The organism is Polaromonas sp. P5_D5 (assembly GCF_054049435.1).
Genome location: NZ_JBFUMJ010000001.1, coordinates 1,066,203 through 1,086,434 on the forward strand (window position 1 = coordinate 1,066,203; position 20,232 = coordinate 1,086,434).

A 20,232-nucleotide genomic window follows, 5' to 3' on the forward strand; every position below is an offset into this window, starting at 1 on the left:
ACAAAATGAAAGGGATGGATTCGTGCCCAGAGCAAGGCGCGAGCCGCAGCGAAGGCTATATGCCTTCGCAAGGCTTGCAACGCCGCCATGGGTACGAAGACGCGCTTTCATGTTTCGATATTCCCGGGTTGCAGTACCAAGCTTACCGCAGTTGGCTAAGGGCTTTGAGGGGCGCCAGAGACGCCAAACCGTACGGCAGGGGTCTGCCAGGGCCCTATCCCAGCGTATGAAGACGCTCTTTCACCAAAAGCGAGCCATCGTCGCGGGTTTCGATGAATCCGCGCTCTTCAAGATCCTTCATCACCCGGCTGACCATTTCGCGCGAAGCGCCGACCATCTTGGCCAGATCCTGCCTTGAAACCTTGTCGCGGATCACGGCATTTCCGCTGCCGTCTTCATTGGCGAATTCGAGCAACGCCCTGGCCACACGGCCATACACATCCATCAGGGCCAGCGATTCGATCTGGCGGTCTGCATGGCGCAGTCGCTGGACCAGCCCCTTCAGCACGGCATAGGCCATGGAGCTGTTTTCCGGAAGGCAACGCGCAAACTCCAGGCGGCCCAGGATCAGGGCATCGGTCTGGATCTCGGCGCGCACCGTGGCGGAGTGAGGTTCGTTGTCGATCAGGCTCATTTCACCCACATAGTCGCCGGGGTGCATGGTGGCCAGAATGACCTCGCGGCCACGGGAATCCGTGGTGATGACGCGTGCGCGGCCGGTCAGGATGATGGAAAGGGCGTTGGATTTTTTACCCTGTTCCACGATAGGCTCGCCGCGCTTGAACCGGCGCTTGACCACGGTATCGGCGACCGATGCAGCCTGGCTGGCAGTCAACACGGAAAAAAGAGGGACCCGGCGAATCAATTCCAGGTTAGACACCATCGTCGTCATAGCAGATATCTCCCAACCTCACATCCGACGGCTAGTCGCGTGAGTTCTTACAATGGCACGCAATCTCATAAGAAATCAAATGCCTGAAAAGTACCAGCAGCTGTTTTTACTTGACGCTGCACTTATGCGGCATGACTCTACATGAGTTCTTACACTTTCCCAATCAGTTTTTCATCATGAAACATTCCAGAGTCCTCATCCTCGGTTCAGGGCCTGCGGGTTACACCGCAGCCGTCTACGCAGCGCGCGCCAATCTCAACCCGGTATTGATCACCGGCATTGCGCAAGGCGGCCAGCTCATGACCACCACCGAGGTCGACAACTGGCCCGCCGACGTGCATGGCGTGCAGGGGCCCGACCTGATGCAGCGCTTCCTGGAGCACGCCGAGCGCTTCAAGACCGAGATTATTTTTGACCACATCAACAAGGTCGACTTCAGCAAACGCCCCTTTACCCTGACGGGCGACAGTGGGACTTACACCTGCGACTCGCTGATCATCGCCACCGGTGCCTCCGCCAAATACCTGGGCCTGGAGTCGGAGACGGCATTCATGGGCCGCGGCGTTTCCGGCTGCGCCACCTGTGACGGCTTCTTCTACCGCGGGGAAGAGGTCTGCGTGGTGGGTGGCGGCAACACCGCCGTCGAAGAGGCACTGTATTTATCCAACATCGCCAGCAAAGTCACGCTGGTACACCGCCGCGACAAATTCAAGGCCGAAGCCATCCTGATCGACAAACTGCACGAAAAAGTGGCCGCGGGCAAGATCGAGCTCAAACTGCACCACACGCTGGAGCAGGTGCTCGGTGACGCTTCAGGGGTGACCGGCGTCCGTCTGAAGAGCACAAACAGCGATGCCTCGCAGGACATCACCCTCAAAGGCTGTTTTATCGCGATCGGCCACCAGCCGAACACAGACATCTTTGCAGGGCAGCTGGAAATGAAAGACGGCTACATCATCACCAAAACCGGCCTGCAGGGCTTTGCCACCATGACCAGCGTTCCGGGCGTCTTCGCTGCCGGCGATGTGCAGGACCATATTTACCGCCAGGCAATTACCAGCGCCGGAACAGGCTGCATGGCGGCGCTGGATGCCCAGCGCTTCCTGGAACAAGGCTCCTGAAAACCAGAGGAAGCGCTGACTTCCTCTTTTTGTCTCTTTTTTCCAGCTCTTTTGCCACCCTGCCGAGGCTCTCAATCGGCAGAATTGGACCAAATCAGTTTTCAGGCTATAATCTATGGCTTAGCTGAGCATTTGCAGGTCTGTCTCGTGCAGATTTACCCTTTGCCAGCATCCGATTTCTAATTTTTTACGGAGAGTGCTCATGGCACGCGTCTGTCAGGTAACGGGCAAAGGCCCGATGGTGGGAAACAATGTTTCTCACGCAAACAACAAAACCAAGCGCCGGTTCATGCCTAATCTGCAGTACCGCCGCTTCTGGGTCGAAAGCGAAAACCGCTGGGTGCGCCTGCGCATCACCAGCGCCGGTCTGCGCTTGATCGACAAAAAAGGCATCGATGCAGTCCTGGTGGACCTTCGTGCCCGCGGTGAAGTCTAAGGAGAAGCATCATGGCTAAAGGCGCACGCGAAAAAATCAAGCTGGAATCGACTGCCGGCACGGGTCATTTCTACACGACCACCAAAAACAAGAAAACCACGCCCGACAAGATGCTGATCATGAAATTTGATCCCAAGGCACGCAAGCACGTGGAATACAAAGAAATCAAGCTGAAATAAATAGTTACGAGTCCGTGCCTAGTTAAAAACTACCCGCTCGGTCGGCACATCCAGATAAAGGACACCTCGGTGTCCTTTATTTTTTGGGATTTAGAAAACAAAACTCCCACCAAATAAGCAGGTTGCTACGCGGCTTGTTTGAATCCTGTCGAAATCTGGTCCACATAAGCCTAGCTGTGGTTTAAGTCTTACCACCAAGGCGGCGCATCACGCACAGCGCCACAACGCAATCATCTGGCAAGCCAAATCCGCAACCAACTCAGGCTAACTCCAAGAGCAGAGTCATCGACGGAACTTTATAGACTATTTTCCAAATAGGGCCAGAAGGTTATGACGCCGGTTGCCGCTGCTGCGCAAGCCGCAATTAACACGCCGCCGGCGGCAAGATCCTTTGCGCATTTGACTGCCAATGAATATTGTGGCGACACAACATCGCAGAGCGACTCCACCGCAGTGTTCATGGCCTCTGCCATCCAAACCATGGTCATCGCACCAATCAGCCAGCGCCAATCGCCGGCGTCCACTCGGCACCAACCGGCCAGCCCCGTCACTAGTATTGTGGCGATGAGATGCAGCCACGCGTTGTGCTGTGTTTTAAGCATCAAGGCAATCCCCTCGAAGGCATAACCAAAGCTCTTGAGGCGTGCGACCAGAGTGAATCGTTGCGCCGCGCGGGCATGAGGGACTTCTTTCATTTCCCATCCTTCCTGTTTACCAAGCGCCAAGCCTGGGCAACACATGAACGTCGAACGGTGCACACCTGCATAACCTGCAACCCATACAAGCAGCCCCATACCGTGGCCATCAAAATACAGCAACCCATCACAGCGCGCCGGCCGGCTCTAGCGTCACACAGGTGCGCCCAGCAAGCGGAATCTGCAAGCACACATTTCCCATGCCATCAGCCAGAACCTGCGTCAGGCATGCGCCTGTGACCCGATAAGGTGCCAACGGACGCAAGCCCGACACGCCCAAGCTCTTAATGCCATCACCGGCTCCGCCGTACAGCACCGCTTGCAAAGAGCTGCTTACAGCATCGGAGTGCGCAGCTGCAACCAGCACATCGGGATAGGACAGGGGTTCCAATCTGGGACCTTTTGATGGAAGCGGGTTACTGATCAGGTTTCGAAAGCTGTCGCGCCCTCCCGAGTGCGCCATCAGCTCGACACCATGCGCCCATACCGAGGCCTTATTCCTGTGGGCGACCCCGTGACTGAGAGTAGTTGGACACTCGTACTCCAGGGCATCCATGCAGTTTTGATACACACACTCATCGCCCAACTCTGCCGCCGCCAAGGCCGTCGCTGCGTAAGCACTCCCTCTTGAGAAACCATAGTTTCCCGTATCGATGGGCCAGAATTCACTGCGTCGAAGTCGCTCATGACTATCGAACATCTGACGTCTCAACAACAGCCATTGGCGACGCGCCAGGTCAGGTTCCAGCGCATTCAAAAAGTAGCAGGGCATCGCCAGGGGCATTGCGCCACCAATGGCGGGCAAGGCCAATCCCGTGTACGTAGAACGGCATGGCACGTAGCGACCCATGCCATCCAGAAACTCCGCGTCCAGATGCCGGCGAAACTCTGGCGCGTGACCGGCCCATTTCATCTGACCGTACTGCGCATCGTGGGCACGCAATGCCGCGGCTCCCATTGTGTTGCACAGGGGATAGACCCAGTTGGGCTCGCAGGCCATCAAATAGAAGGGTGAACGTTCGTATTCTTTCTCCAACCTGGACAGCAATGACTCAAAACTGTGTTCGTAGCGTTTTCCGTTCGGGTGCGCCAGCGTAAAGGCACCTTTTTTCGAAAATTCCTGACTTCCTGTGCTGGCCTGGAACAAGGCCATCTGCAGCGCCACGAAGCCCGTGTACATGATGTTTTCACGGGCAGCAGGGTCGGGGTTCCATCGGAAGTTTCCCCATAGATTTTCCAGCGACCAGTAGGCCCATGCGCGATGCTGCGTCTGCTTGTTCAGCAGCCTGCTTTGCGCGTCGCTCATGTACCCGCCTAACGCAGGCGTGAAGCGTGCCTGCGTCAAGGCAATGCCATAAGCCAGAAAGTTGACTTGATACCGAAGCGCCGCCGTCTGAAATTGATCGCGTTGCTCGAATCCCGAAAATTCATCGAAAGGTTGCAGAGCCCGATCGAGTGCGAACCTCACACGATGCAGATGCGCCAAAGACATTTCCGGTTTTTGCCTTGATGATTGGGCTGTGAAGATCGTGTCCAATCGAGCCGTTTGTCGGATCAAGTAGTCGTTATCGATGCGCCTTTGCCGGCCTGAAAACATAAACCAGGCCAGCATCGACAGGCAGCCCGCCGCAGCAGACAGCGCGAGCACGCAGTACACATTAAGAACCACACCTGGCTGAATTGCACCATGGCTCATGCTCGCGGCCCAAAACGCCGAACCGAGCCAAACAAGCGGAGGCAGCAACACATTGCCCGTGCCAAACCAGACCAACAGCGCAAACGCCAAGGCACCAACCGAGCACAGCCAGGCGGCTATATGACCTATGCCACGGCCTGTGCAGATATCGGCGTGCGCCAGAAATCCGCCGCCCGGCACCATCAACCCCAAGCCGAAAATCTGCAAGCCATCCTGATGCCCGAAAAGCAGCAAAGTCGAGCCGCCCGCAACGAGCAGCAGATACAGTTTTAAAAGTCGGACAGTCTTTCTTGTCGTTACCGGACCGAAAATTCGTGTGTATGGCGGAAGAGCAGCGACGCTACGGATTGAACTCACAGACCGACCTTTCTTCGAAATGAAAACACCAGGTTGATGCACTCGGCTTTCGATAGGTGCAGTCTGATACGCGCCTGTGAGGTCTTGATGAACTGTATGAAGTAGGTGTGAAGTCGACCGCCAGACGATCAATTACGCTGCATCGACCCAATAGCCCGTTTTGAGTTGCGGGTGTGTGAATCTGCATCAAGGGTGCGCCGCTGTTTCCGCGATTCTTGCCTCGAGTATTGGCAAACAGCCGGTTTCCTGGAGGAAGAACCTCAAGCACTACGACCTGCCGTTGGCAGCGTTTGGCTCGTCAGTGGGCGCGACCACCAGCTGTCGAATGTGGGGACAGCGCTTTCACCTCGAGAGTGTGTCAGGTTCAGCGCAATTCACGTGAGAAGGCTCTTCTGTGTGCAGAAGATGACGAATCTCGAACGCCCTGATCAGTGCGCTGGTAGCGACCCTACCATTACCAAATCTTGGGGCGCTCGATCATGGAACTCGTACCTTGCGCCGAACAATAAAAAACCGCTCCTGGATTTCTCCGGAAGCGGCCTTGAAGTTTCGACCGGGTGACCAGGTCGGATATGTAGCGTCAGGTCAGGTGCGGGCAGCCCGCAGCTTCATCGAGAATTCGCGCAAGGCGGCGATACCGCTTTCCTCAGCACGGTGGCACCAGGCCTGCAGGTCCGCAGCCAGCTGCTCACGGGAAGCGGAAGTGGTCAGCCACATCTGGCGCAGTTCTTCCCGCATGGTGACCATCTTGTCAAGCACGGGGTGTTCGGCGCGGGCCTGCGCCAGCTGGGGTTTGGCGGCGGCCGGCACCTTGTCGTCATCGCGGTGCAGCCAGCGATTGGCTGCGCGCAACACGGACACGTCGGCTTTCTTGGCCTTCAGCACTTCGAGTTCGGCCCTGCCGGCGCGGCGCAGTTCGCGCGCGAAACCCGCCATGACTTCGTAGCGATGGGCGATCAGGGCTTCCAGGGTTTTTTCATCTGCCACAGGCTGGATGGAACCCAGCTGGAGCTTGGGCGGGACCTTCTTGACGGAGGCCAGGCCTACTTTTTCCATGGCACGGATATACACCCAGCCGATGTCGAATTCGTAGGGCTTGACCGAGAACTTGGCCGATGTCGGGTAGGTGTGATGGTTGTTGTGCAGCTCTTCGCCGCCAATCATGATGCCCCAGGGCGAAATGTTGGTGCTGGCATCAGGCGCCTCAAAATTGCGATAGCCCCAATAGTGGCCAATGCCGTTGATGATGCCGGCTGCGGTCACGGGGATCCAGGCCATTTGCACGGCCCAGACAGCCAGGCCTGCAGCACCGAAGAGCGCCAGGTCGATGATCATCATCAGGCCCACGCCCTGCCAGCTATAGCGGGTGTAGACGTTGCGCTCAATCCAGTCATTGGGCGTGCCGTGGCCGAACTTGGCCATGGTTTCCTTGTTTTTGCTTTCGGCGCGGTACAACTCGGCGCCTTCCCAGAAAACCTTCTTGATGCCGTAAGCCTGCGGGCTGTGCGGATCTTCAGATGTTTCGCACTTGGCGTGGTGCTTGCGGTGAATGGACACCCACTCCTTGGTGACCTGGCCCGTACCCAGCCAGAGCCAGAGGCGGAAAAAATGCGAAGGAATCGCGTGCAGGTCCATGGCGCGGTGCGCCTGGTGACGGTGCAAGTAGATGGTGACGCTGGCAATGGTGATATGGGTGGTCACCAGCGTGTACAACACGATTTGCCACCAGCTGGCGGCAAGCAACCCATTGGCAAGCCAGTCGAGGGCCGCATCAAACAAGATCATAAAAATCCTTTAAACAATCTGAAGCAGTCGCCCATCCAGATGTGTCTCCAGGCGCTGCAAAAAATAACCACTTATTGTAAGGCGATCCCCCACAAATACCAAGTCACTTTCAGCACAGGATCCAAGGTCAAAACAGTGCGAAAAATCACGAATGAATATGTAACTTCGGCCTATCTGTCGTCTTTTGTCGCCAAAAATATCACGACTTTTGCCATACAGCTGCGAAAAACCCGTCCGTCTGATGCAGGTAAGGCCAGAGCCGAAGGTAGGGTCCGCGGCAGAGCTTTTCCGCGTGTTCCACCCCCAGATGAGTCAACAAGGGCCCTGTTTCAAGGACGTTGAACTCTTTATTCGCCTCACTGAAGGCTTCAGCGATGGCTTCGTTTTCTTCACGCAAAACGCTGCAGGTCGCGTAAACCAGGCGTCCGCCGGGCTTTAGAAGCCGCGCAGCGCTCTGCAAAATGGCAGTTTGCTTGGCCCTGAGCTCTTCAATCGCCTTGGGCGTCTGCCGCCATTTGAGGTCAGGATTGCGCCGCAGGGTGCCCAAGCCCGAGCACGGGGAGTCCACCAGGACCCGGTCTATCTTGCCAGCCAGACGCTTGATCCGGTCGTCACGCTCATGGGCAATGGCCACCGGATGAACATTGGAAAGGCCGCTGCGCGCCAGCCGCGGCTTGAGCGCATCCAGCCGGTGCCCCGACGTATCAAACGCATAAAGGCGCCCGGTATTGCGCATGGAAGCCCCCAGGGCCAAGGTCTTGCCACCTGCCCCGGCACAGAAGTCGACCACCATCTCACCGCGCTTGGCATCGACCAGCAGGGCCAGCAGCTGCGAGCCTTCATCCTGCACTTCAATGGCGCCACGCGTAAAGGCATCCAGTTTGCCCAGCTGGGGCTTGCCGTCGGCAATGCGCAGGCCCCAGGGCGAATACGGTGTTGCTACGGTTTTGATAGCTGCTTTCGCAAGCTCCTTCTGGACTTCAGCCCGTTTTTCCTTGAGCGTGTTGACGCGCAAATCAAGTCCGGCCGGTGCGTTCAGGCTCTCGACCAGCGGCCAGAAATCGTCGCCCAGCTGCTCTTTCAACGGATCAACCAGCCACTGCGGGAGGTTGTGGCGATGCAGCTCCATCAGGTCCGATGGTTTGACCTGGTCGCAACGCGCCAGCCAGTCTTTTTCCTGGTCGGTCAGCGCACCCATAAGAAAGTCGCGGTCCGCTGCGAAACCAAGAATCGCAAGACGCCGCTCCGGCGCGCCGCTGCCATGCTGGGCCAGATAGGTATAAAGATTTTTCTTGCGCAGAACACCGTAAATCGTTTCCGCCACGGTGGCGCGTTCACGCGGGCCGAGGCGATAGTCGCGGAAATAGCGCGACACCACCATGTCGGCGGGATGATCAAATTTGAGGACCTGCTTGAGAAGCTCGGAACAACTGTCGAGTAAGGCTTTAGGATGCATAGCCTCCATTGTCCCACCGAGCCACCGCGCAATATTTTTAAACCCTGATCCCTCATGCCAGAAGCCACCGCACACGCATTGCCTCCCCTGATAGAAACCCCGCCCGGTCTGTACCGCCACTACAAAGGCATGCTGTATGAGGTAGTCGGCACCGTGCGCCACAGCGAAAGCCTGGAGCCCATGACTCTGTACCGCGCGCTCTACGGCGAAAAAGGGCTATGGGTGCGGCCTGCTGGCATGTTCAATGAAGAGGTCGTGATCGACGGGGTGAAACAACCGCGATTTGCCCGGCAACCTGGTTAAGCACCGCATCCCCAATAAAAGAAACGGCGGCCGCCGCGCCGGGCCGCCCCAAGCAAGGCCAGCCCCTGTCTCATAGGAAAGGGGCAGCGAACGCCGAAGGCACGTAGCGGCGGAGCGTGGGGGCCATCTCACCGATAATCATGGGTTATGTCCGAAACCCAAGCTTCCACTGAAATCGAAAAACAGGTCAAGCGCCGCCGCACGTTTGCCATCATCTCCCACCCCGACGCGGGTAAAACCACGCTGACCGAAAAGCTGTTGCTGTTCTCGGGTGCAATCCAGATCGCCGGCAGCGTCAAAGCCCGCAAGGCTGCGCGCCACGCCACCTCCGACTGGATGGAGATCGAAAAGCAGCGCGGCATCTCGGTCGCGAGCTCGGTCATGCAGATGGAATACCGCGACTGCGTCATCAACCTGCTCGACACACCGGGCCACCAGGACTTCTCCGAAGACACCTACCGTGTGTTGACCGCCGTGGACGCCGCGCTGATGGTGATCGACGCGGCCAACGGCGTTGAGCCGCAAACCCGCCGCCTGCTGCAGGTCTGCCGCGCGCGCAACACGCCCATCCTGACCTTCGTCAACAAGATGGACCGGGAGGTGCAGGATCCGATGAGCGTGATGGACGAGATCGAGCGCGAACTCGGCATGACGGTCATTCCCTTCACCTGGCCGGTCGGCATGGGCAAACTTTTCCATGGTGTCTACGACAGGCGCGAAGACCGCATGCGCGTCTTCAGCCCCGGCGAAGAAAAAGCCGGCGGCGACGATGAAATCCTGGCCGGCCTGGACAACGCCGAAGCCGCCAAGCGTTTTGGCGCCGAATACGCACAGGCACAAGGTGAAATCGAGCTGGTGGCCGGTGCCACGCCTGAATTCAACCGCGCCGAATTCCTTGCCGGCAAACAGACGCCCATGTTCTTCGGCTCGGCCATCAACAACTTCGGGGTGCAGGAAGTGCTGGACGCGCTGGTCGACCTGGCACCCGCACCCGCGGAGCGCGAAGCCATCCAGCGCGTGGTGCACCCCGAAGAGAAAAAATTCTCCGGCGTGGTCTTCAAGATCCAGGCCAACATGGACCCGGCCCACCGCGACCGCATCGCGTTTTTGCGCGTGGCCAGCGGCGAATTCACCCGAGGCATGCGCCTGAAGGTGGTGCGCAGCGGCAAAGAGCTGCGGCCCAACACCGTGGTGAGCTTCATGAGCCAGCGCCGCGAGCTGCTCGACACCGCCTTCGCCGGCGACATCATCGGTATTCCCAACCATGGCGTGCTGCAGCTGGGCGACACGCTGACCGAAGGCGAAGCGCTGCAGTTCACCGGCCTGCCCTTCTTTGCGCCTGAAATGTTCCGCGCCGTCGAGGTAGCCGACCCGCTGCGCAGCAAGCAGCTGCGTGCCGGCCTCACGCAGCTGGGTGAAGAAGGCGCGATCCAGGTGTTCCGCCCGATTGCCGGCTCATTGCTGCTGCTGGGCGCTGTCGGCCAGCTGCAGTTTGAAGTGGTGGCTCACCGCCTCGAGCACGAATACGGCGTCAAGGCCCGCATCATGGGCAGCAACTTCAACCTGGCCCGCTGGGTGACGTCCGAGGACCCGAACGAGCTCAAGAAATTCATGGACGCCAACGCCCACCGCGTGGCGCTGGATGCGGTCGATGCGCCCACCTTGCTGGTGGATCACAGCGCCACCCTGCGTGCCGTGGAGCAGCAGTGGCCCAAGATCAAGTTCCATGCACTGCGCGAGCACGCCGGGCTGGTTTTCCAGTCAAAAATGTAAGAACTTTTGGCCTGCAGGCCAATCAGGACTTGCGCAAGCAGCTATAAAATCTATAGCACCTTGCGCGCGTATCCTGAAGCCCCGGCCTATTGGGCCTTGAGGAAATCGCCCACTTCCAGCAAGATCAGTTCGTTGTCGTCCGCCTTGTTGGGTTCGCGGCTGCTGGAGAACGGCAGGTTGTTGTCGTTGCCCACCACGATGTGTGTGGCATCCACCACGTCCACGTTTTCAATCGTGAAGAACGGGAAGGTCAGCACGCCGTTGTTCAGGGGCTTGCGCGCCAGCTTCGCCGGGTCGGCAATGGCCATCAAATCGATGTAGCCGATCTTGCGCAACGCACCGCCGGCATTGGCGTCGCTCAGCTCCACCTTGTAGACACGCTTGAACTTCGCAATGTCGTGGAAGCAGTCGGCGCGCTTCTGGCCTTCCGGGCAAGCCTTGTCGGCCGTGCCTTCGCCGTTGTCGCGCTCAATGATCAACCCGGTCGTGCCGTCGATCATGTTGAAGTCGCCGATCGCGTGGCTGTTGCTCTCCAGCATGTATTTCCAGTGGCGGCCCGTCCAGGATTCGCTCTTCACGTCAAACTCCAGCACGCGCAGGTAGTCCTTGCCGCCCACGTTTTCATTGCCTTTGATGGCGGCGTCATACAGCGCGCCCTCGAGCAGCGCATACAGCTTGCTGCCGTCTTTCGAAGCTGCCATGCCTTCAAAACCCTTGGAGCGGCGAACCTGGAAATCCACCGCGCCGCCCGGCACGCCGGGAGTTGTCACGGCCGGATGGTCGGGCGAACGCACGGCCTTGCCGTCAACCAGCGTGTCAAACACCGCCAGCACTTTGCCCTTCATGTCGGCCTTGATCAGGAAAGGGCCGAACTCGTCGCCAATCCACAAGGCGCCACCGGCGAACTGGAAGCTTTCGGTGTCAAAGTCGCTGCCCGTGAGGTAGCGCTGCTTCGTGCCTTCATGGACGATGCGAAACGGCACTTTTTTGTCGGGATCGTGCAGGAAAATCGTTTCCAGCCGCTTCATGGCACCAGCCTTGAAATCAACCTTGTAGCGGTTCAGGTACAGCATGGCATCCGGCGAATTGGCTTTGGAGCCAAAGCCGTTGTCGGTCAGGATCCAGAAGCTGCCATCGGGCATTTTTTTGATACCTGAATGGCCCTGCAAGGGCTGGCCCTTGAAAGGCACACCCACACCCGTAGGCCTGCCGGCAGACAGGCCTTCTACCGTGCCCAGCGCTTCCGTGCGCTTGCCATTGGTGAACTTGCCGCTGACCTGCAGGTCCTGCGGTGCATCTTTGGGCGCGGCAATAAATGATTGGGCAGGTACCACCACATGGCCGGCCAGCGTGGCCGGAAAGGCGGTCTGGGCTTGCAGCGGCGCAGCCAGCGCAACGGCTGCCAGCGCAGGAAAGATGGCTTTGAAGACAGATTTGAATGCGGGGCGCCGGTTGGCGGCAAAACGGGAAGAAGGCATGGGCAATCCACTGTTGATGAAAAGCGGATGGTGGCCAACGCATGTGACGCGCTGATTACACATAGCGCCTCCAGGTCCGCATCGGGCGTTTGCACGGCAGGGCCACGGCCTTGCGGGCAGGCCCTTTTTTTGCAATAAGCTATGCAGATGTATCGAACGGCAAGCCTGCGTGGTTTTTTCCTGATGTTGCTCTGCGCATTTTGCGGCGCAGCCCATGCACAGGTCTTTGACCGCCTGTACGAAGACAGTCCCACAATCACGCTGGCCCAGCCGCTGCAATGGGTCGCGGTGCCCAAGGATTCCATCGAGTCACCTGATGCCTTGACGGCTGGCGATGCCGCAACCGGGCCGTGGAACTTTCAGCCCTATACAGACGACTCCATCCTTCCCACCTCGAACACGCAAGACGTCTGGGCCAGTTTTTCACTGCCGGCCACCGAAGCCCTGCAGACCTGGTACATCCGGATGCCGGGCCAGGCGATCTTCAAGGCGAGCCTTTTTTCGCGCAACCCGCAAGGCGGCTGGCTGGTCCAGTCCGCGGGCGAAGCGATTGCCCCGGCCGCGTGGGCGCTGCGCACCCGTGTGCCAAGTTTTGAGCTGCAAACGCGCGGCGACGGCATGCAGACCTACTACCTGCGCTTTGAGCACCGCAGGGCCATCACGGCGCGGCCCATGCTGCTGTCGCCCATTGAGTACATCGACGGCGCGTCCCGGGTTGGCGTGGTGATCGGATTGATGTGGGGAATGTTCAGCCTGCTGGCCTTTCTGTGCCTGGCCGCGTTCGTCATGGCGCACAACAAGGTATTTTTGTGGTTCGGCGCCGTCGTGGTCACGCTCATGTTCACGCAGCTGGTGCTGATCGGCTATGGCGGCTGGCGCATCTGGCCGCACAGCGCACACCTGAACCAGGTCATGGGCTGGGTGCTGTCCTCGGTGAGCATGGCCGCCGGTGCATGGTTTTGCACCCAGGCCAGTTATGCCAAGAGCGGCTACCCGCGCATACACCGCCTGCTGCTTATCGTGGCGGCGGGCAGCCTGTTCATGGCCTGCCTGATGGCTGCCAGCCAGAACCTCGTGCCGCGAGATCTTCGCAACCTGTGGCTGGCGTTTTCCACCCTGGCCATCATGGGAAGCCTCTTGTGGATGTCTTTGCGGGGACAGACCTGGAACCTCCTCATCCTGCTGGGCGCCGCGCCCATCGGGCTGGCCGCGCTGGCCCGGCTTTCCTACAACGCGGGCTGGGTCTGGAATGTTGAAGCGGCACAGGCAGCCGGTGTCCTGTCGGCAATGATCGGCCTGCTCTGGGTTTTCCTCGTGCTGGCATGGCGCAGCCGGGCCGCACTGTTTGCCAACCACCGCAGCGCCGCGCTGGCGACATACGACCCGGCCAGCGGGCTGATGTTGCCGCGGATCATCGACGACAGGCTGCCGCCCATGCTGCTGCGCGCCCGGCGGCAGAAGTCCGCCTTCGGCGTATTGATGTTGCGCTGGCTCGACCAGGCCCCGAGCCATGACGCGGCAAGCGACCAGAAGCGCGGCGCCGCACTTTCCCGCATCGGCGAAATCCTGCGCGGGGCAGCACGCGACGTGGACACCGTGGTTCGCCATGGCGAAAACGACTTCATGATGCTGATCGAAGGCCCGGTCAATCGCACCACCCTGTCCGAAGTTTCAACCAAGATCCTGGCCGACTGCATACGCGCATCGGAAAAGCTGGGCGAGGCCAATGCCTTTAACCTGCACGTCGCCCTCTGGCATGACACGCCCACCGCCCAGACAAGCGCTCAGGAAGTCGTTGAAAGGCTCAAATCCCGCCTGCACCAGATGGCCTCCGGAACAAAGCGCTATGTGCAGTTTGTCGATTCACCGAGCGATACCGTGAGTGCCGCAGGAGAAGACGTGAGCCGTCGGGAAGACCTGCTGGCCAAGATCAACGAAATTGAAATTTCACACCCGGCCCTGGCCAGCGAACAGGCTTCAGCCCCGGGCCGCTGACACCCTGGTGGCAGATTCAGGCGCCCTGGCCACAGGCAAGGGCAGCGCCGTCTTGTACCTGACCTGCTTGAGCGCAAAGCTCGAGCGTATCTTCTCGATGCCCGGAATCGGCGACAGTTGCTCCAGGATGAACTTCTCCAGCGCACCGATATCGGCCACAGCCACACGAATCAGGTAGTCGCTGTCGCCCGACATCAAATAGCACTCCATCACGTCGTCGTGCTCGGCGATGCGCCGTTCAAAGTCGGCCAGCGACTCCTTGCTTTGCGTGCGCAGACTGATGGAGATGAACACATTCAGACCCAAACCCAGCGCCGCCGCGTTGGCAATGGCCACATAGCGGTCGATCACGCCGCCGGCCTCCAGCGCCTTGACGCGCGCCAGGCACGGTGAAGGGCTCAGATGCACGCGGCGCGCCAGTTCCACGTTGGTCAACGAGCCATCCCGCTGCAACTCATCCAGAATCTTCAAATCAAGGTTATCGAGCTGCATCGTCTTCAAATTTCGTTATTTACAGCATTTTATGCTTTTAAATTGTGTCACGTCCCGATATTGAAGCAACACCTTCCGGGTGATTCTGCGTAAAGTAATCGCTGCCATGAACGATTCCATACCCCACCATTTACTGATGCAGGCCGCTTCTTACACCGATCCTTCCGCTGACCCTGACCCGCAGGAAACCGCCGAATGGCGCGAGGCGTTTGAAGCCCTTGCCCTTACGCAGGGCCCGGCCCGCGCACGCGAAATGCTGCACGAGCTGAGCCGCGTCGCGCGCAAGCAGCGCATCGGCTGGCAGCCCGAACTGGCCACGCCTTACGTCAACACCATTGGCGTAGACGAGCAGCCCGTGTTCCCCGGCGACCTGGCGATGGAAGAGCGCCTGGCCTCGCTGATGCGCTGGAATGCGCTGGCGATGGTCGTGCGCGCCAACCAGGCCGAGACCGGCGGCTCGGCCGAGCTCGGCGGCCACATCGCGAGTTACGCCAGCGCAGCCGACCTGTTTGAAACCGGCTTCAACCATTTCTTTCGCGCGCGCGAAGGCGTGGGCCAAATTGACGGTGTTAACCAGCACCGCGGCGACCTGGTGTTCTTCCAGCCGCACAGCGCACCGGGCGTTTATGCGCGCGCTTACCTTGAAGGCCGCCTGGATGAGAAAGACCTGGGCTTTTACCGCCAGGAGTTGACCGCCCCCAGCCAGGGCGCGCAAGGCCTGTGCAGCTACCCGCACCCTTATTTGATGCCGGACTTCTGGCAGTTCCCCACGGGCTCCATGGGCATAGGCCCCATCAGCTCGATCTACCACGCGCGCTTCATGCGTTACCTCACGCACCGCCGTCTGCTCGATTGCACGGGCCGCAAAGTCTGGGGCGTGTTCGGCGACGGCGAGATGGACGAGCCCGAATCCATGAGCGCGCTGACCCTGGCCGCGCGCGAAGGGCTGGACAACATGGTCTGGGTCGTCAACTGCAACCTGCAACGGCTCGACGGCCCAGTGCGCGGCAACGGCCGCATCATCGACGAGCTCGAAAAGCTCTTTGCCGGCGCCGGGTGGAACGTCATCAAGCTGGTCTGGGGCAGCGACTGGGACGGCCTCTTTGCGCGCGACCTGACGGACGCATTGGCCAAAACTTTTGCGCAGACGGTGGACGGCCAGATGCAGACCTTTGCCGCCAAAGACGGGCGCTTTAACCGCGACAACTTCTTCGGCCAGAACGCCGAACTCACACGCCTGGCCCAAGGCATGACGGACGAGCAGATCGACCGCCTCAAACGCGGCGGCCACGACCTGGTGAAGATCCATGCCGCTTACGCCGCGGCGGCCAGCCACCAGGGGCAGCCCACGGTGATCCTGGCGCACACCAAAAAGGGCTACGGCATGGGAAGCGCCGGCCAGGGCAAGATGACCACGCATTCGCAGAAAAAATTCGACGGCGAAGAGCTGATCGAATTTCGCAACCGCTTCAATTTGCCACTGTCTGACGAGCAAGCCAAAAACCTGGCCTTCTACAAGCCCGCGGCAGACAGTGCCGAGATGCAATACATGCACGCCAAACGCGCAGCACTGGGTGGCTATTTGCCGCGGCGTGAAACGGCGGCCGACATCGTGAACATCCCAGCCCTGCCCACTTACGCGCAGTTCGCGCTGGCCGCCGACGGCAAGGAGATGAGCACCACCATGGCCTTTGTGCGCATGCTGGGCGGCTTGCTGAAAGACGCGGCGCTGGGCCCGAAGATCGTGCCCATCGTGGCCGACGAGGCGCGCACCTTCGGCATGGCCAACCTGTTCAAGCAGGTGGGCATTTACTCCAGCGTGGGCCAGCGTTATGCGCCGGAAGACATCGGCTCGGTGCTGAGTTACCGCGAGGCGCTCGACGGCCAGATCCTGGAAGAAGGCATCAGCGAAGCCGGCGCCATGGCCAGCTGGACCGCCGCTGCCACCAGCTACAGCGTGCACGGCCTGGCGATGCTGCCCTTTTATATCTATTACTCGATGTTCGGCTTTCAGCGCGTGGGCGACCAGATCTGGGCCGCCGCCGACCAGCGCGCCCGCGGCTTCCTGCTGGGCGCAACTTCGGGCCGCACCACGCTGGGCGGCGAAGGCCTGCAGCACCAGGACGGCACCAGCCACCTGATCGCCGCGACCATTCCCAACTGCAAGGCCTATGACCCGGCTTTCGCGGGCGAGCTGGCCGTGATCCTGGACCACGGCATGCAGGAGATGATGGTCGAACAAAAAGACGTCTTCTACTACGTCACGCTGATGAACGAGAACTATGCCCAGCCTGATCTGCAAGCCGGTTCCGAGGCAGACATCATTCGCGGATGCTATCAATTCAATAGCTGGTCGCGCACATCCTTATTGCCCCATAGCCCTGAAACATCTTCAAAAAAGGCTCAAAAAGTCGTTTTATTGGGCTCGGGAGCGATCCTGACCGAGGTGATCAAGGCTGCGCAGCAGCTGGCCACGCAGGGTATTGAGGCCACGGTCTTCAGCGTGACCAGCTGGAGTGAGCTGGCGCGTGATGGTGCAGCTTGCCAGCAAGAGGCGATCAATGACGGCGCTGTGACTGCGCCCTTCATCGCACAGCAGTTACAAGGCAGCACCGGCCCCATCGTGGCCGCCACCGACTATGTGCGCGCTGTACCGGAAAGCATTCGCGCCTTTGTGCCCGAAGGCAGGCGCTACCTGACCCTGGGCACCGACGGCTTTGGCCGCAGCGACACACGCGCCGCGCTGCGTGAATTTTTCAGCGTCGACGCGCAAAGCATCGTCAAAGCAGCGCTGCACATGCTGAACCAGAAGTAGGCCGACGCGCGAAAACCCGCGCGCAGCAAGCCGCGCGCGGGCTCGGGAAAGAAGCGCCGGCTTACTTGGGTAGCAGCACCTTGTCGACCACGTGGATCACGCCGTTGGATTGATACACGTCAGCAATGGTGACGGTCGCAACGCCGCCCTTCTCGTCGGTCACCGTGACCTTGCCGCCGGCCGCCTTGGCCACCAGCGTGCCACCGGCCACCGTCTTGATCGAGGCCATGCCCTTGCCGTCGGCAATCATCTTGCTGATGGCTGCAGCATCCCACTTGCCGGGCACGACGTGGTAGGTCAGGATGCCGGTGAGCATTCCCTTGTTCTCGGGCTTGAGCAGGGTGTCGACCGTACCGGCGGGCAACGCGGCGAAAGCCGCGTTGGTGGGCGCAAACACGGTGAACGGACCCGGGCCTTTGAGCGTATCGACCAGGCCCGCAGCCTTGACGGCGGCGACCAGCGTGGTGTGGTCTTTGGAATTGACTGCGTTGTCGATGATGTCCTTGCTGGCCAGCATGGGCGCACCGCCCACCATGACCTGGGCGAAGGAGGGAACCGCCGCGAACGACAGTGCCAGGGCCACGCCGATGGAAGCGAGTTTGTGTTTTGTCTGCATGTGGAATCCTTTGGAAGGTGTTGAATCACGAAATTGAACCTCAGCCGGAATCACGAGGATTCAAGCGGCTGTGATGAATACGGAGCGAGTGCTCCGGTGGATTCAAAACAGATGAGGGATCAACACCTTGCAGGGCGCATCACTGACAACAATGGGTAAGCAGCGACCGCTGGCAGCGGCCGCAGATCACAGTTCAGGCGGCGCGTTCGAAGAAGGCACGCACCGCCTTCGGATAGATCAGGTGCTCCTGCGTGAGCACGCGCGCGGCCAGCGCCTCGGCCGTATCTCCCGGCAAGACCGGCACCACGGCTTGCGCCAGTGTCTCGCCATGGTCGAGCTCGGCGGTCACCTGGTGCACCGTGGCGCCTGCCACCGTGCAGCCGGCATCGATGGCGCGCTGATGCGTGTGCAGACCGGGAAAAGCCGGCAGCAGCGAAGGATGAATGTTGATGAGCCGCCCGGCATAGTGCGCAACAAATCCCGGCGTGAGGATGCGCATGAAGCCGGCCAGCACGACCAGTGCCGGCGCATGCCTGTCGATTTGCGCCATCAGCTCGGCATCAAACGCCTCGCGTGACGCATACGCGGTATGCGGGACCACGGCCGTGGCAATGCCCATGCCCCTGGCCAACTCCAGGCCGCCGGCGCTTGCCTTGTTGCTGATGACTGCGGCCACCTGCACACCCCACCGGCTGCGCCAGGCTTCTTTTTCAGCGGTGCGGGCGATAACCGCCATGTTGGAGCCGCCGCCCGAAATCAGGATAACGATGTTTTTCTGCGCAGTTGCCATAGCCCTCTAGTTTAGAACGCGGCAGATAGCAGTTCACAGGAGCCCGCCGCCCGCAACGGCACGAATGTCCCAACTGAGACATAAAATTGCGAACGACCGTGCTAAAAATAGAAAATCGACCGTAGACATACCTGCCAACCGGCCTGGAGACATTCACCATGGATTTAGCTTTCACTCCTGAAGAACAGGCCTTTCGCGAAGAGATACGCGCCTGGGTTCACACCAACCTGCCCAAGGACATCTCGCACAAGGTACACAACGCCCTGCGCCTGTCGCGTGACGACATGCAGCGCTGGGCCAAAATCCTCGGCAAGAAAGGCTGGCTGGGCCACGGCTGGCCCAAGGAATTCGGCGGCCCGGGCTGGAACGCCGTGCAAAAGCACTTGTTTGAAGAAGAGTGCGCACTGGCCGGCGCGCCGCGCGTGGTGCCTTTTGGCCCTGTGATGGTGGCGCCCGTCATCATGGCATTTGGCAGCCCCGAGCAGCAAAAACGTTTCCTGCCCGGCATCGCCAGCGGCGAAGTGTGGTGGAGCCAGGGCTACAGCGAGCCGGGCTCCGGCTCGGATCTCGCATCCGTCAAATGCCGGGCCGAGCGCCAGGGCGACAAATACATCGTCAATGGCCAGAAGACCTGGACCACATTGGGCCAGTACGGCGAATGGATCTTCTGCCTGGTGCGCACCAGCACTGAAGGCAAGCCACAAACCGGCATTTCGTTTTTGCTGATCGACATGAAGTCGCCCGGCGTGACAGTGCGCCCCATCGTGCTGCTGGACGGCGAGGCCGAGGTCAATGAAGTCTGGTTCGACAACGTCGAGGTGCCGGCCAACAACCTGATCGGTGAAGAAAACAAGGGCTGGACTTACGCCAAGCACCTGCTCAGCCACGAACGCACCAACATCGCCGACGTCAACCGCGCCAAACGCGAGCTGGAACGCCTCAAACGCATCGCCAAGGCCGAAGGCGTCTACGACGACCTCCGCTTTCGCGACGAGATCGCCAAACTAGAGGTCGACGTGGTGGCGCTGGAAATGCTGGTGCTGCGTGTTCTGTCGGCCGAAAAGTCGGGCAAGAACTCGCTGGACATCGCCGGCCTGCTGAAAATCCGCGGCAGCGAAATTCAGCAGCGCTACAGCGAGCTGATGATGCTGGCCGCCGGCCCCTTCAGCCTGCCCTTCATCGAAGAAGCCATGGAAGCCGGCTGGCAGGGCGACTTCCCCGGCGGCCTGCCGGGCGACGCGCCGCTGGCGTCCACTTACTTCAACATGCGCAAAACCACGATTTACGGCGGCTCCAACGAAGTGCAACGCAATATCGTCTCGCAAGTCGTTCTCGGCTAAATCTGATTCAAAG

The 20,232-nt window shown here is 59.9% G+C and carries 17 protein-coding genes; 8 read left to right on the plus strand and 9 right to left on the minus strand.

The window, feature by feature from the left end; genetic code table 11:
- Nucleotides 1-214 precede the first annotated feature (214 nt).
- A complete protein-coding gene (locus ACXJKE_RS05225; RefSeq protein ID WP_431097946.1) occupies nt 215-892 on the minus strand; it encodes a Crp/Fnr family transcriptional regulator in 678 nt (225 codons plus the stop codon).
- Nucleotides 893-1,068: 176 nt separating this feature from the next.
- Here ACXJKE_RS05225 and trxB point away from each other — a divergent pair, with 176 nt between their 5' ends.
- The 3 genes from trxB to rpmG all read left to right on the plus strand — a co-directional run bounded on the left by trxB (nt 1,069) and on the right by rpmG (nt 2,628).
- On the plus strand, nt 1,069-2,013 hold the full coding sequence (gene trxB / locus ACXJKE_RS05230) for a thioredoxin-disulfide reductase (protein WP_457279492.1): 945 nt from the start codon (nt 1,069-1,071) through the stop codon (nt 2,011-2,013).
- Between the two features lie 202 nt (nt 2,014-2,215).
- On the plus strand, nt 2,216-2,449 hold the full coding sequence (gene rpmB / locus ACXJKE_RS05235; protein WP_293403299.1) for a 50S ribosomal protein L28: 234 nt from the start codon (nt 2,216-2,218) through the stop codon (nt 2,447-2,449).
- Between the two features lie 11 nt (nt 2,450-2,460).
- The gene (rpmG, locus tag ACXJKE_RS05240; RefSeq protein ID WP_007863188.1) at nt 2,461-2,628 is read left to right on the plus strand and encodes a 50S ribosomal protein L33; all 168 of its coding nucleotides are present in this window, start codon (nt 2,461-2,463) and stop codon (nt 2,626-2,628) included.
- A 296-nt stretch (nt 2,629-2,924) separates the two neighbouring features.
- Here the strand turns inward: rpmG and ACXJKE_RS05245 are convergent, their stop codons facing one another.
- From ACXJKE_RS05245 to ACXJKE_RS05260, 4 genes are all read right to left on the minus strand, one after another.
- Nucleotides 2,925-3,323, minus strand: coding sequence for a diacylglycerol kinase family protein (locus tag ACXJKE_RS05245; protein WP_457279493.1), 399 nt, complete (start codon nt 3,321-3,323; stop codon nt 2,925-2,927).
- Between the two features lie 127 nt (nt 3,324-3,450).
- Nucleotides 3,451-5,376, minus strand: a complete 1,926-nt coding sequence (locus ACXJKE_RS05250) for a linalool dehydratase/isomerase domain-containing protein (RefSeq protein ID WP_457279494.1) — start codon at nt 5,374-5,376, stop codon at nt 3,451-3,453.
- 585 nt (nt 5,377-5,961) lie between these two features.
- Entirely contained in the window at nt 5,962-7,161 is a 1,200-nt protein-coding gene (locus ACXJKE_RS05255; RefSeq protein ID WP_457279495.1) for a DesA family fatty acid desaturase, read from the minus strand.
- Between the two features lie 199 nt (nt 7,162-7,360).
- Nucleotides 7,361-8,617, minus strand: a complete 1,257-nt coding sequence (locus ACXJKE_RS05260) for an RsmB/NOP family class I SAM-dependent RNA methyltransferase (protein WP_457279496.1) — start codon at nt 8,615-8,617, stop codon at nt 7,361-7,363.
- 54 nt (nt 8,618-8,671) lie between these two features.
- On the opposite strand from ACXJKE_RS05260, the gene ACXJKE_RS05265 reads away from it, so the two are divergent.
- Nucleotides 8,672-8,920: a DUF1653 domain-containing protein gene (locus ACXJKE_RS05265; RefSeq protein ID WP_457279497.1), complete on the plus strand. Its 249-nt coding sequence runs from the start codon at nt 8,672-8,674 to the stop codon at nt 8,918-8,920.
- Between the two features lie 147 nt (nt 8,921-9,067).
- Nucleotides 9,068-10,693: a peptide chain release factor 3 gene (locus ACXJKE_RS05270; protein WP_457279498.1), complete on the plus strand. Its 1,626-nt coding sequence runs from the start codon at nt 9,068-9,070 to the stop codon at nt 10,691-10,693.
- A gap of 86 nt (nt 10,694-10,779) precedes the next feature.
- On the opposite strand, the gene ACXJKE_RS05275 is transcribed toward ACXJKE_RS05270, so the two are convergent.
- A complete protein-coding gene (locus ACXJKE_RS05275; protein WP_457279499.1) occupies nt 10,780-12,171 on the minus strand; it encodes an esterase-like activity of phytase family protein in 1,392 nt (463 codons plus the stop codon).
- Nucleotides 12,172-12,312: 141 nt separating this feature from the next.
- Here ACXJKE_RS05275 and ACXJKE_RS05280 point away from each other — a divergent pair, with 141 nt between their 5' ends.
- Entirely contained in the window at nt 12,313-14,166 is a 1,854-nt protein-coding gene (locus ACXJKE_RS05280) for a 7TM diverse intracellular signaling domain-containing protein (protein WP_457279500.1), read from the plus strand.
- Here the strand turns inward: ACXJKE_RS05280 and ACXJKE_RS05285 are convergent.
- Nucleotides 14,149-14,658 (minus strand): Lrp/AsnC family transcriptional regulator, encoded by a 510-nt coding sequence (locus ACXJKE_RS05285; RefSeq protein WP_457279501.1) that lies wholly within the window; start codon nt 14,656-14,658, stop codon nt 14,149-14,151. The genes ACXJKE_RS05280 and ACXJKE_RS05285 overlap by 18 nt on opposite strands.
- Nucleotides 14,659-14,764: 106 nt before the next feature.
- Here ACXJKE_RS05285 and mdeB point away from each other — a divergent pair, with 106 nt between their 5' ends.
- Nucleotides 14,765-17,473 carry an alpha-ketoglutarate dehydrogenase gene (mdeB, locus tag ACXJKE_RS05290; RefSeq protein WP_457279502.1) on the plus strand — a complete coding sequence of 903 codons (2,709 nt, stop codon included), beginning with the start codon at nt 14,765-14,767 and terminating at the stop codon, nt 17,471-17,473.
- A gap of 61 nt (nt 17,474-17,534) precedes the next feature.
- Here mdeB and ACXJKE_RS05295 read toward each other — a convergent pair whose 3' ends face one another.
- Both ACXJKE_RS05295 and purN read right to left on the minus strand, forming a co-directional pair.
- A complete protein-coding gene (locus ACXJKE_RS05295; protein WP_457279503.1) occupies nt 17,535-18,089 on the minus strand; it encodes a fasciclin domain-containing protein in 555 nt (184 codons plus the stop codon).
- Between the two features lie 193 nt (nt 18,090-18,282).
- On the minus strand, nt 18,283-18,879 hold the full coding sequence (gene purN, locus ACXJKE_RS05300; RefSeq protein WP_457279504.1) for a phosphoribosylglycinamide formyltransferase: 597 nt from the start codon (nt 18,877-18,879) through the stop codon (nt 18,283-18,285).
- Between the two features lie 158 nt (nt 18,880-19,037).
- Here purN and ACXJKE_RS05305 point away from each other — a divergent pair, with 158 nt between their 5' ends.
- Nucleotides 19,038-20,219 (plus strand): acyl-CoA dehydrogenase family protein, encoded by a 1,182-nt coding sequence (locus ACXJKE_RS05305; RefSeq protein WP_457279505.1) that lies wholly within the window; start codon nt 19,038-19,040, stop codon nt 20,217-20,219.
- Nucleotides 20,220-20,232: the final 13 nt, after the last annotated feature.